This is a genomic window from Bradyrhizobium sp. 33ap4, from assembly GCF_032654765.1.
Taxonomy (GTDB): Bacteria; Pseudomonadota; Alphaproteobacteria; order Rhizobiales; family Xanthobacteraceae; genus Bradyrhizobium; species Bradyrhizobium australafricanum.
The window spans coordinates 130,344-143,056 of sequence record NZ_JAUMTJ010000009.1 but is presented as its reverse complement, the minus strand read 5'-3'; the positions used below and the strand labels follow the sequence as shown (position 1 = coordinate 143,056).

The window sequence follows — 12,713 nt, the reverse complement described above, 5'->3', positions numbered from 1 at the left end:
GCAATCGCAGCGCGTGGATCTCGACTTTCTGGTTTCCCGCTGGCACCAAACGCCGCCCGATTGCGCTGATCTTTCAGAGGATGCCCATGCTGACGGTTCATCACCTCAACAATTCCCGCTCGCAGCGCGTACTGTGGCTGCTCGAGGAATTGGGCGTGCCCTACGAGATCGTGCGCTACCAGCGGCAGCCCGACATGCGGGCGCCGAAGGAGCTGCGCGCGATCCATCCGCTCGGCAAGTCGCCCGTCGTCACCGACAACGGCCACACGATCGCGGAATCCGGCGCGATCCTCGAATACATCATCGCGACCTACGGCAACGGGCGCCTGATCCCGCCGGCCGATACGCCGGAGCGGCTGCGCTACACCTATTGGCTGCACTACGCCGAGGGTTCGGCGATGACGCCGCTGCTGCTGAAGCTCCTGTTCACGCTGATGCCGAAGCGCGCGCCGGCGCTGCTGCGGCCCTTGGTGCGCAAGGTATCCAACACGGCGCTGTCCACGCTGGTCAATCCGCAGCTCAGGCAGCACATGGCCTATTGGGAAGGCGAGCTCGGCAAGAGCGAATGGTTCGCCGGCAGCGAGTTTTCCGGCGCCGACATCCAGATGAGCTTTCCGCTCGAGGCCGCCGCGGCGCGCGGCGGGCTCGAGGACGGCCATCCCAAGTGTATCGCGTTCCTGGAGCGTATTCACGCCCGCCCGGCCTATGCGCGGGCGCTGGAGAAGGGCGGGCCGTACCAGGTCGGCCGGTAAATACGCGGTCATCGCGGCAGCTCGACCAGCGGCAGCAGCCGCGAATCCGCCAGCGCCGCGGTGCGGTGTCCGATGCCGGCGAGGTAGGCCTCCGCCACCGCGAAGGCGAGGAACGCGCCACGGCTCTTCAGCCGGATCAGCATCGCGCGATCCCAGCGCTCGCCCTCCGGCCTGATCAGGAACGGGCCGCCTTCACCCATGAACAGGATATCGCCGCCGCTCTTCCGCAGATGCGGCAGCGTGTGCGCGACATAGCAGTCGTAGGCCTCCGCCCCCGTGATCGGCTGCGGCGGGGCGAGCTCCGGGCTTTGCGAATAGTCGGCGATCGCGTGGAAGCGCAACAAATTGAGCATCACCAGCTCGCCCGCGATCTCGCGCTGGGCAAAGTCGCGCCCGGCGTTCCAGGTCGGCTCGAGATAGCAGGCGGCGGTGTCCATGTCGGTGTCCCATCGAAGGTTGATGGCACTTTTTACCCGGGCATAATTGCTTTGTCAATAATACCCGGATATAAATAGCCCGACAGAACGACAGGAGTCACCATGAAGACCGAGGACCGCAAGCAAGCCATCGCCGACTACAAGAAGCGCGCGAGCGTCGCCGGCGTGTTCGCGATCCGTTGCCGCGCGACCGGCGAGGTTTGGGTCGGGCAGGCGCTCGACCTCGACAAGATCGAGAACCGCATCTGGTTCACGCTGCGGATGGGCAGTCATCGCAACGCCGAGCTGCAGCGCGCCTGGTCGGGGCATGGCGCGGACAATCTCTCGCTCGAAACGCTGGAGCGGATCGAGGACGAGGAGCTCGCCTATGTGCGCGACACGCTGCTGAAGGAGCGCGTGCAGCATTGGCGCGCGGAGCTGAATGCGTTCGCGGTGTAGCCTAGTGTGACGGCAGCGGCTGCACGGTGACGCCGGGCGGCGGCACGTCGTCGTCGGGCACGAAGAAGTCCGACATCAGCGGCACCGAGGGATCGACGCGGTAGCGCTCGAAGTCGCGGACGCCATTGGCATAGAGCACCTTGTCGTCGATGCAGAAATGCCCGGTGAATTCGCGCGACGGCCGGGTGATGATCGCGTAGGCCGCATCGCCCATGATCTCGGGCGTGCGGCTCGCGCGCATCATGGCGTCGCCGCCGAGCAGATTGCCGACCGCGGCGGTCGCGATCGTGGTGCGCGGCCACAGCGCGTTGACGGCAATGCCGGCCGATTTCAATTCGCCCGCGAGCCCGAGCACGCACATGCTCATGCCGAACTTCGCCATCGTGTAGGCGGTCGAGTGCTCGAACCATTTCGTCTTCATGTCGAGCGGCGGCGACAGCATCAGGATGTGCGGATTCTCCGCCTTCTTCAGGTGCGGGATGCAGTATTTCGACACCATGAAGGTGCCGCGGGTGTTAATCCCGATCATCAGGTCGAACCGCTTCATGTCGGTCGCCTGCGAATTGGTCAGGCTGATGGCGCTGGCATTGTTGACGCAGACGTCGATGCCGCCGAACTCGGCGGCGGTCTGCTCGATCGCCGCCATCACCTGCGCCTCGTCCCTGATGTCGCAGAGCACCGGCAGCGCCTTGCCGCCGGCGGCGCGGACCTCGTCGGCGGCGGTGTAGATCGTGCCCTTCAGCTTCGGATGCGGCTCGGCGGTCTTCGCCGCGATCGCGACATTGGCGCCGTCACGCGCGGCGCGCAGCGCGATCGCCAGCCCGATGCCGCGGCTCGCGCCCGATATGAACAGCGTCTTGCCCTTGAGCGACGTCATGAGAGCCTCCTGTGAGGGACGCACGAGACGATGGCTCCCTCTCCCCTTGTGGGAGAGGGCTGGGGTGAGGGGTATCTCTCCACACGGTATACTGCATGGAGAGACCGCAACCCCTCACCGGATTGCATCTGTCGATGCAATCCGGCCTCTCCCACAGGGGGAGAGGCGAAGCGGCGCAAGTTGACAGGTCAGTGCTCAATTTCAGCCATCCGCATGCAGCACGCGGCCGCGGGTTTCCGGCAGCGCGTAGGCGGCAATGAAGAACACGCCGTACGCCGCCACCGCGAAGATCGCGATCGCGTTGGCGAGCGTGGTCGTGGTCGACAGCGCGCCGACCAGGAACGGGAACAGCGCGCCGATGCCGCGGCCGAAATTGTAGCAGAAGCCCTGGCCGGAGCCACGCAGCCGGGTCGGATACAGTTCGGTCAGGAACGCGCCCATGCCGGAGAAATAGCCCGAGGCAAAGAAGCCGAGCGGGAAGCCCAGCACCCACAGCACCTCGTTGGACAGCGGCAGCTGGGTGTAGAGCAGCACCACTGCGATCGCGCCGATCGAGAAGATCAGGAACAGGTTGCGCCGGCCGATCCGGTCGGCGAGCCAGGCGCCGACCAGATAACCGATGAAGGAGCCGATGATCAGCGTCGCGAGATAGCCGGTCGAGCCGACCACCGAGAGCTTGCGCTCGGTGGTGAGGAAGCGCGGTACCCAGAAGGTGATGGCGTAATAGCCGCCCTGCATGCCGGTGCCGACCAGGGAGGCCAGCAGCGTGGTCTTCAGGATCGGTCCGTGGAAGATCTCCCACAACGCGGCGGGGCCGCTGCCAGAGGCCTGCGCCTGCGCCATGGTCGCGGCGGAGATTTCCGGCTCGGTGACGTAGCGGCGCAGGTAGAACACGAGCAGCGCCGGCAGTGCGCCGATCACGAACATCCAGCGCCAGGCGTTCTCCGCTGGCAGCACCGAGAACAGGATCGCCTGCGCCAGCACCGCAAGGCCCCAGCCGACCGCCCAGCCCGACTGCACCGAGCCGACCGCGCGTCCGCGATACTGCGGCCGGATCGCCTCGCCGATCAGCACCGCGCCGGCGGCCCATTCACCGCCGAAGCCGAGCCCGAGCAGCGCGCGGGCGATCAGGAGCTGATCGAAATTCTGCACCAATGCGCAGACCAGCGAGAAGAACGAGAACCAGACGATGGTGAGCTGTAGCGTCTTCACCCGCCCGATGCGGTCGGACAGATAGCCGCCGAGCCAGCCGCCGACGGCGGAGGCCAGCAATGTCACGGTGCCCGCGAGGCCGGCGGTGCCGGGGTCAACCTTCCACAGCGTGATGATGGTGCCGATCACCAGCGGATAGATCATGAAATCCATGCCGTCGAGCGTCCAGCCCGACGCGCAGGCCCAGAACGTGCGCCGCTCCTGCAGGTTCATGTCGCGATAGAAGGCGAGGAGGCTGGTGTCCTCGATCTCTGCAACTTCCATCGGTTTGGATTCGGCCGTGCTCATGCGCGTTCCCCGGAGAAATCTTTCACCGGCTCTTTGCGATCCGCGGCCGGAGGTGCGCGGATCGCCAATCTATCGCGATGTCGCAGGCGGGGCAAAGCCGCGTTTGCACGCCTTAGGTGCGGATCATCCTTTAGTACCCCGCAGCCTCCGAGCCGCGCGTGCGCGGATCCGGCGCGCCGAGCAGACCGTTGGTCGTGACGAGGATCGAGTTCGCGGAGGAGTAGCCGAGCGGCTCGACCAGCTTGTGGCCCTTGGCCTTCAGCTCGGTCAGCACCCCGTCGGGAAAGCCGCGCTCGATCCGGACCTCGTCGGGCAGCCATTGATGGTGCATGCGGGGTGCGGCGACCGCGGCCGCGATGTCCATCTTGTAGTCGATCACGTCGACGATGATCTGCGTCACGGCGGAGATGATGCGGCTGCCGCCGGGCGAGCCCGTCACCAGCACCGGCTTGCCGTCCTTCAGCACGATGGTCGGCGACATCGACGACAGCGGACGCTTGCCGGGTCCCGGCAGATTGGCCTCGAAGCCGACCAGGCCGAAGGCGTTGGAGGCGCCGGGCGCTGCGGTGAAATCGTCGAGCTCGTTGTTGAGCAGCACGCCGGTGCCGTCGGCGACGAGGCCGACGCCGTACGGGAAGTTCAGCGTATAGGTGTTGCTGACGGCGTTGCCGCCGGCATCGACGACAGAGTAATGCGTGGTGTTGTCGCCTTCGTGAGGCTGCTTGGCGTTGCGCACATCGGTCCAGGGCGTGGCGCGGGCAAGATCGATGGTGGCGCGCTGTTTGGCGGCATAGTCCTTGTCGATCAGCAATTGCGTCGGCGCGTCGACGAAGGCGGGATCGCCGAGATAGCGCGCGCGATCGGCATAGGCCCGCTTCATCGCCTCGATCATCACATGCAGCGAGGCGGCCGAGCCCTGCTTCATGTCGGACATCGGAAAGCCTTCGAGGATGTTGAGGATCTCCAGCAGCACGACGCCGCCGGAGGAGGGCTGCGGCATCGAGACGATGTCGTAGCCGCGATAGCTGCCGCGGATCGGCGTGCGGATCACCGGCTGGTAGGAAGTCAGATCCTCGAGCGTAAAGATGCCGCCGGCATTCTTGATGCCGCTGACAAGCTTCTCGGCAACCGGACCTTCGTAGAAGCCGCGCGGGCCCTGTTCGGCAATATCAGTCAATACGCCGGCGAGATCGCCCTGGATCAGGCGGTTGCCCTCGCGCAGCGGCGTGCCGTCGGCGTGCGAGAATGTTTTGGCCGAATTCGGCCAGCGCGACATGCGGCGATACATGTCGTTCAGCGTGTCCGATGTGTCGTCGGTGACGATGAATCCGTCACGCGCGAGATCGATCGCGGGCTTGAGGATCTGCGCCAGCGTGAACTTGCCGGAGCCGTATTTCTCCAGTGCGAGCGCGAGACCCGCGACCGTACCGGGCACGCCGATCGCGAGCGCGGAGTTGCGCGACTTGTCGGGATCGGGCTTGCCGTCGGCGTTCAGGAACATGTCGCGGGTAGCGGCCTGCGGCGCAGTCTCGCGATAGTCGATCGCGACATCCTCATTGCGCCCGGCGAGATGGATCACCATGAAACCGCCGCCGCCGATATTGCCGGCGCGCGGATAGGTCACCGCCATCGCGAAGCCGGTGGCGACCGCGGCGTCGACCGCGTTGCCGCCCTGTCGCAGGATGTCGGCGCCAACTTGCGCAGCCAGCTTCTCCTGCGCCACCACCATGCCGTTTTCGGCGTGAATGCTGCGAATCGTGTCCGCGGCTGAAGGTTCATAGAAGCGGCGCTGGACCTGGCCGAGGGCAGGCGTCGCGATACCAATCACCAGGAGAGCGGCAAACAGCCGTCGCGACATCGTTGCCGTCAGCGCCATCGAAATGTCCTGCCCTGTTCATCGCCGTATCAGTCAAACCGGCCCATGCTATACGGGAGCGGATTGGAGCGGCAAAAGCCTGCCTGTGGTTCGAGTTGGGGAATATCTTTCGCGATGACGGCAACAATGCAGACGGGCGCCGGTGACGCGAAGGCCACCACCAAGGTTTATCCTGGCCGCGCTGCCGTCATCAGCTGGATCTTCTTCGACTGGGCTGCGCAGCCATATTTCACGCTGATCACGACCTTCGTGTTCGCGCCCTATTTCGCGAGCTTCGTCGCGCCTGATGCCGCGAGCGGGCAGGCGCTCTGGGGCTTTGCCACCGCAGCCGCGGGACTTGCGATCGCGCTGCTGTCCCCGGTGCTGGGGGCAATCGCCGATGCCAGCGGCCGGCGCAAGCCGTGGATCGCGGGCTTCGGTGCGCTGCTCGTGATTGGCGCCAGCGCGATGTGGATCGGCAAGCCCGGCAATCCCGACATCATCCCGGCGCTGCTGCTCGCCTATGCGATTGCGAGCGTCGGCGTGGAGTTCGCGACCGTGTTCAACAATGCGATGATGCCAACCCTGGTGCCGCCCGACAGGATCGGGCGACTGTCGGGCACCGGCTGGGCCACCGGCTATGTCGGGGGCATCCTGAGTCTTGTTCTCGTGCTCGGCTTTCTTGCCGCCAATGCCGAGACCGACCGCACGCTGTTCGGCTTCACGCCGCTGTTCGGTCTCGATCCCGCCATGCATGAAGGCGACCGCATCACCGGTCCGCTGACCGGGTTGTGGTTCATCATCTTCGTGACGCCGATGTTCCTGTTCACGCCGGACTATCCGACGAAGCGCCCGATGCGCGCGGCGCTCGGCGAAGGCCTGCGCGAGCTCAGGCAATCGTTGTCGAGCCTGCCGAAGCAGAAGTCACTGGCGCGCTTCCTGCTGGCGAACATGATCTACACCGACGGGCTGGTCTCGCTGTTTGCGTTCGGCGGCATCTATGCCGCAGGCACGTTCGGCTGGGACACGATCCGGATCGGTACCTTCGGCATCATCCTCGCGGTGGCCGGCACGTTCGGCGGCTGGATCGGTGGCAAGCTCGATGATGCATTCGGACCGAAGCGCGTGATCACCGCCAGCTTGCTGATCCTGCTGTTTGCGATCGTCGTGATCCTCACCGTGAACAAGGATTCCGTCCTGTTCATCCAGGTCGTGCCGCCGGTGCCTGGCGGTCCGTTGTTCGCGGGCGCCGCCGAGCGCGCCTACATCGTGCTGGGCTGCCTGATCGGCGCCACCGGTGCGCCGCTGCAGGCCGCCTCGCGCTCGCTCCTGATCCGCCTCGCGCCGAAGGATCGCATCGCGCAGTATTTTGGCTTGTTCGCGCTTACCGGCAAGGTGACGTCGTTCATCGGCCCGCTCCTGATCGGCGCGATCACCGCGGCGACCGCGAGCCAGAAGGCCGGCATGGCGGTGCTGGTGGCGTTCTTCGTCGCGGGACTGGCGCTATTGGCGAAGGTGCGGGAGTAAACCACCGCCGTCGTCCCGGCGCAGGCCGGGACCCATACCGCGTGATCCATCGAAGGCGCGCTGGGGCTAGTTGTCCCTCACCAAGCAACATGGGTGGTTATGGGTCCCTGCTTTCGCACTAGCGGGGACGACAGGTTTGTAGCCCGGATGGAGCGAAGCGCAATCCGGGGTCTTTGGTCCGCGGAGAAACCGCCCCGGATTTCGCTACGCTCCATCCGGGCTACAGGTCGTACTCAATGCCGGAAATGCCGCACGCCGGTGAACACCATGGCGATGCCGTGCTCGTCGGCGGCCTTGATCACCTCGTCGTCGCGCATCGAGCCGCCGGGCTGGATCACCGCGGTGGCGCCGGCCTCGATGCAGGCCAGCATGCCGTCGGCGAACGGGAAGAAGGCGTCGGAGGCGACCACCGAGCCCTTGGTCAGGGGCTCGGCGAGCTTCAGCTCGGCCGCCGCATCCAGCGCCTTGCGCGCGGCGATCCGCGCGGAATCGACTCGGCTCATCTGGCCGGCGCCGATGCCGACGGTCGCGAGGTCCTTGGCGTAGATGATGGTGTTCGACTTGACGTGCTTGGCGACGCGGAAGGCGAATTTGAGATCGCGCAGCTCGGCGTCGGTCGGCGCGCGCTTGGTCGCGACCTTCAGGTTCATGTCCTCGACCACGGCATTGTCGCGGCTCTGCACCAGGAGGCCGCCGGCGACGGTCTTGGCGGTGAGGCCGACCGCGCGCGCGTTCGGCAGGCCGCCGGCGAGCAGAAGGCGGAGATTGCGCCGGCCGGCGATGATCGAGATCGCCTCCTCGGTCGCGTCGGGCGCGATGATCACCTCGGTGAAGATGCCGATGATGGCGCGCGCGGCGTCCGCATCGAGCGGGCGATTGACCGCGATGATGCCGCCATAGGCCGAGGTGGAGTCGCAGGCCAGCGCGCGGGCATAGGCGGTGGCGAGATCGGGTCCCTCGGCAACGCCGCAGGGATTGGCGTGCTTGACGATGACGCACGCCGCGGTGCGCTGCGGATCGAACTCGCCGACGCATTCATAGGCCGCGTCGGTGTCGTTGATGTTGTTGTAGGACAGTTCCTTGCCTTGCAGCTGGCGTGCGGTCGCAACGCCCGGCCGCTTCTCCGGCGTGGCATAGAACGCCGCGGTCTGGTGCGGGTTCTCGCCATAGCGCAGCGACTGGATCAGCTTGCCGCCAAAGGCGCGGAAGTCCGGCGCCTTGGTGTCGAGCTGTACGGCAAACCAGTTCGAGATCGCGGCGTCATAGGCCGCGGTGCGCGCATAGGCCTTGGCGGCGAGCCGGCGGCGCAACTGAAGCGAGGTCGCGCCCTTGTGCGCGGCGAGCTCGTCGAGCACGGCAGAATAGTCGTTCGCCTCGACCACCACGGCGACGTCGTCATGGTTCTTGGCCGCGGCGCGGATCATCGCGGGCCCGCCGATGTCGATGTTCTCGATGCACTCCTCGAAGCCGGCGCCTTTGTCGACGGTGGCCTCGAACGGATAGAGGTTGACGACCAAGAGGTCGATCGGCGCGATGCCGTGCGAGGCCATCGCCGCGGCGTGTTCCTTGTTGTCGCGGATCGCGAGCAGGCCGCCATGCACCTTCGGATGCAGCGTCTTGACCCGGCCATCCATCATCTCCGGAAAACCGGTGAGCTCGGAGACGTCCTTGACCTTCAGCCCCGCCGCCGCGATCGCCTTGGCGGTGCCGCCGGTCGAGACCAGCTCGACGCCATGGTCGGCCAGCGCCTTGGCGAAATCGATCAGTCCGGTCTTGTCGGAAACGGACAACAGAGCGCGGGTCACGCGGCGAAGCTGCTCGGTCATATCGGAAAATCCCTGGCTGTTAAGGCAGCCGGGTAGCATGGTTTTGTGCCGTACGAAACCGGTACATGCGCCTGATTCCCCGCAAATTGAGGGTGGTTCGGTATTCTTTCCCCGTCACCCTGAGGAGCGCGCAGCGCGTCTCGAAGGGTCGACGGCCACCGGCAGGGCCGTGCATCCTTCGAGACGCCGCTTCGCGGCTCCTCAGGATGACGGGTCGGAGGACTCACCCGTCCTACAGCGGCAGTTCCGGCTCGCGGCGGGCGTTGCGGCGCGCGGTGGTGGCGGAGGCCGAGGTCGAGGAGCGCACGAAGCTCCAGCGGATGGTGCCGGCCTGCCTCGCGTCCTGCCGGATCACGATCTGGGAGGTGCGGCGCGGGCCGTCATTGCCGGCCAGGAACACGCTGTCCTCGAGATCGACCTTGTCGTCCATCGCCTCGAAGGTCCAGACGTCGCGGTTGGGCAGCACCAGCATCACGCCGCGGGCATCCGACAGCCGGCTCGCCTTCACCGAGGGATGCAAATGGAAGCGCAGCGCGAAATCGGCCTCGCTGCCCTTGATGCGGCCGCCCGGCGCCGGCGACAGCGAATCTTCGCCCTCCAGCCGCGTGCCGTCCTGCGAGACCATCAGCACACGGCGGTGGATCACGCCGAAGCGCGAGAGATAGCCGTCATGCGAGGCGGTGAGCACGTCGCCGTCGGGAACGGCTTCGCGGTAGCTCTCGACATTGCTCGGACCGCTGGTGATGGGCGCGCCGCGGAGCAGCCGCTTCATCGCCGACAGCTCGACGAACTGGCATGACGAGGTATCGCGATAGGTCAGCGTCGAATGCGCCGCGGTGGAGCGCGCGAACGGCCGCCAATTGTCGCGGCCGGTGCTCGGCATGCCGCAATTGACGACGATGCGGCTCACGCCGGAGGACAGCTCGAACGACAGGCAGCCGGCATGCGCGTCCTGGCTGACGCTGGCCGGCGGCGGCGGGCCGGTATCGATGATCAAGGCGGTGTTGCCGGCATCAAGCCGCTGAAAGCCGGTATGCGGCATGCTCGCCATCGGCACGCCGCGGGTGTCGTCATAGGCGAGCAGCGTCGCGACGAGATCGGACGGCGCGGTGCTCATGCCGTTGAACAGCGCGAAGCTGCCGTCGCCGTGCCGGAAGAAGCGCAGCATCGGCATCATGCGGTCGATGGCGTTGAGCAGCGCCGGCGGCGGCGCGATATTCCGTGCAGCAAAGGTCTGTCGCAGCGGCAGGAGATCGCTGAGCAGTTCGACCAGCGCGCCGGGATTGCGCGAGATGTGGCCGCCATCGGGCAGGATCTGGCGCTGCAATTCGTCGGACAGCTTGCGCGTCGCCGATTTGATGTTGCGCGCCTGGTTGGCGAGACAGAGCGAGGCGTAGCACAGCGCGATCAGCACCTGCAGGCGCGGAACGCCGTCATTGTCGAGCGTCGCGTGGCGCAGATAGCGGATCTCGCGCGCCAGCCCGCGCAGATATTTGCGGTAGAATTTTCCGTCGGTGTCGCCGAGCACCAGCGGTGCCTGCGACAGCAGCGAGATCACCCGCCGCGCGCGCACATCGGCGCGGCGCTCCAGCGGCCGCTTGCGGGCCTGGTTGGAGATCCAGTCGTCGACCAGCGAACGGGCGTTGGCGCGGGTCAGCGCGGTGTCGGCCGCGCGCAGGTGGCGCAGCCAGCCAAAGCCGAGCAGGGCGGCTTCCCAATCCTCCGACGGTGGCTCGAGATCGAAGATCGAGCGGCCGTGGCAGGTGACGATCTTGCCGGCGAAGACGAATCGTCCGGCATAGATCTCGGCCGCGCGGGTGGCGTCGGCGGTCCGCAGATCGTGCGGGGCGATGACCAGCCGGTCGGTGCGGCCGGGCCAGAGCCGCGACAGCGCAATCGTGCTCCCGCTGGCGCGTGCGAGCATGCTGCGGGCAAAGCGGCCAGCAATCAGCGTCGAGATGCGTCTGCTTTGAGCGACCGACACGCCTAACCTTGCGGGGAGGGAATTTTCAACGAATCCTTATTTAGTCCGGAAACGCGGCCAAGACACCTGCCAAGGCACCTGCCCAGACACCTGCCCAGGCACCCTCTTGATACCGCACGAATCACTTCGAGCTTAGAGGACTGAAGTTTAAAATCAGGATTTAACCAGCCGGGCCGCGTAAAATCCATCCAGCCCGCCGAGCCGCGGGTCGGCATTGGGCAAATGGCTCGGCAAAGTGCGCAGATCGCCGTCGGCGGTGATGATGTCGTCGAGGCCGGCGACCTCGCTTGTCTCGACCGGCGCACGGCGCAGGCCTGATTCGCTCGCCAGCAGCGCGGCGATCGCGTGCTCGCCTTCCTCCGGCTCCAGCGAGCAGGTGCAGTAGACCAGCGTGCCGCCGGGCTTCAGCAGATTGGCGGCTTTTTGCAACAGCCGCTTCTGCAGCGCCGACAGCGCGGCGATGTCGCCTTCCTGCCGCAGCCAGGCGACGTCGGGATGGCGGCGGATGGTTCCCGTCGAGCTGCAGGGCGCATCGACCAGGATACCGTCGAAGCTTGCGGCCTCGGCGGGCCATTCGGCGGCGTCGGCGACGACGGTCTCGGCCTGCAACGCCAGACGCGTGAGATTGTCGCGCAGCCGCGCCACACGCGCCGGCGAGCGGTCGACCGCGGTGACGTGCGCGCCGGCCAGCGCGAGCTGGGCGGTCTTGCCGCCGGGCGCGGCGCAGAGATCCGCGACCGCCTTGTCCTTGATGTCGCCGAACAGCCGCACCGGCAGCGCGGCGGCGGCGTCCTGCACCCACCACTGGCCTTCGGCAAAGCCGGGCAGCATCGTGATGGAACCCTGCAGCAGCGTGCGCACGGTTCCCGTCGGCAGCGTCTCGCCGTGCAGGCGGGCCGCCCATTGCGCCGCGTCCGACTTCACCGTCAGATCGAGCGACGGCTCGTGGCCGAGCGCAAGCGCCATGTCGCGCGCGGTAGCTTCGCCGTAATGCGCGTTCCAGCGCGCCAGCATCCATGGCGGCAGGTTCAGGGTCTGCATGCTGATCTCGTCAATCAGGCCCTGGCCCTCGCGCGCGCAGCGGCGCAGCACGGCGTTGACGAGCCCGGCATATTTCGCGGCGCGCCGGTCGGACTGCACCAGCCGCACCGAGAGATCGACCGCGGCATGGTCGGGCACGTCCATCCAGAGAATCTGTGCCGCGCCGATCAGGAGCGCGCTCTGCGCGCGCGGCGCATCAGTCGGGATGCCGCGATCGAGCAGGCGCGACAGCAGATGGCCGAGCGTGCCGAGCTTGCGCAAGATGGTCGACACCAGCCGGCGCATCAGCGCACGGTCGCGATCGGCGAGCGATTTCAGGCCGGGATGCGCGCCGGCGCCGTCGAGCTGGTCGTCGAGCGTGCGGTGCTTGTGCAGCACGCCATCGAGGATGTCGGCCGCGATGCGGCGAGCCGCGAGACCGGGGACTTCGGCAGGTACTGCAAATCTTGAAGGAGGCATGAAGCGGAGATATCTCA

10 protein-coding genes are annotated in these 12,713 nt (G+C 66.7%); 3 read left to right on the top strand and 7 right to left on the bottom strand.

Annotated features, from left to right (window positions below):
• The first annotated feature begins 86 nt into the window (after positions 1-86).
• Positions 87-752: a glutathione S-transferase gene (locus tag Q2M23_RS09600; RefSeq protein ID WP_316395414.1), complete on the top strand. Its 666-nt coding sequence runs from the start codon at positions 87-89 to the stop codon at positions 750-752.
• Between the two features lie 8 nt (positions 753-760).
• Here the strand turns inward: Q2M23_RS09600 and Q2M23_RS09595 are convergent, their stop codons facing one another.
• Positions 761-1,189 (bottom strand): DUF1330 domain-containing protein, encoded by a 429-nt coding sequence (locus tag Q2M23_RS09595; RefSeq protein WP_316395413.1) that lies wholly within the window; start codon positions 1,187-1,189, stop codon positions 761-763.
• A 102-nt stretch (positions 1,190-1,291) separates the two neighbouring features.
• Here Q2M23_RS09595 and Q2M23_RS09590 point away from each other — a divergent pair, with 102 nt between their 5' ends.
• Positions 1,292-1,627, top strand: coding sequence for a GIY-YIG nuclease family protein (locus Q2M23_RS09590; RefSeq protein ID WP_057021339.1), 336 nt, complete (start codon positions 1,292-1,294; stop codon positions 1,625-1,627).
• 1 nt (position 1,628) lies between these two features.
• On the opposite strand, the gene Q2M23_RS09585 is transcribed toward Q2M23_RS09590, so the two are convergent.
• The 3 genes from Q2M23_RS09585 to ggt form a co-directional block, all read right to left on the bottom strand.
• A complete protein-coding gene (locus Q2M23_RS09585; protein WP_316395412.1) occupies positions 1,629-2,504 on the bottom strand; it encodes an NAD(P)-dependent oxidoreductase in 876 nt (291 codons plus the stop codon).
• Between the two features lie 201 nt (positions 2,505-2,705).
• Positions 2,706-4,004 carry an MFS transporter gene (locus Q2M23_RS09580; RefSeq protein WP_225161876.1) on the bottom strand — a complete coding sequence of 433 codons (1,299 nt, stop codon included), beginning with the start codon at positions 4,002-4,004 and terminating at the stop codon, positions 2,706-2,708.
• A gap of 130 nt (positions 4,005-4,134) precedes the next feature.
• Positions 4,135-5,880 (bottom strand): gamma-glutamyltransferase, encoded by a 1,746-nt coding sequence (ggt, locus tag Q2M23_RS09575; RefSeq protein WP_316395411.1) that lies wholly within the window; start codon positions 5,878-5,880, stop codon positions 4,135-4,137.
• A 126-nt stretch (positions 5,881-6,006) separates the two neighbouring features.
• Here ggt and Q2M23_RS09570 point away from each other — a divergent pair, with 126 nt between their 5' ends.
• The gene (locus Q2M23_RS09570) at positions 6,007-7,386 is read left to right on the top strand and encodes an MFS transporter (protein WP_316395410.1); all 1,380 of its coding nucleotides are present in this window, start codon (positions 6,007-6,009) and stop codon (positions 7,384-7,386) included.
• Positions 7,387-7,619: 233 nt separating this feature from the next.
• On the opposite strand, the gene purH is transcribed toward Q2M23_RS09570, so the two are convergent.
• From purH to Q2M23_RS09555, 3 genes are all read right to left on the bottom strand, one after another.
• On the bottom strand, positions 7,620-9,212 hold the full coding sequence (purH, locus tag Q2M23_RS09565) for a bifunctional phosphoribosylaminoimidazolecarboxamide formyltransferase/IMP cyclohydrolase (RefSeq protein WP_316395409.1): 1,593 nt from the start codon (positions 9,210-9,212) through the stop codon (positions 7,620-7,622).
• Positions 9,213-9,444: 232 nt separating this feature from the next.
• Positions 9,445-11,196, bottom strand: coding sequence for a heparinase II/III family protein (locus Q2M23_RS09560; RefSeq protein ID WP_316395408.1), 1,752 nt, complete (start codon positions 11,194-11,196; stop codon positions 9,445-9,447).
• Positions 11,197-11,349: 153 nt separating this feature from the next.
• Positions 11,350-12,696 (bottom strand): RsmB/NOP family class I SAM-dependent RNA methyltransferase, encoded by a 1,347-nt coding sequence (locus tag Q2M23_RS09555; protein ID WP_316395407.1) that lies wholly within the window; start codon positions 12,694-12,696, stop codon positions 11,350-11,352.
• Positions 12,697-12,713: the final 17 nt, after the last annotated feature.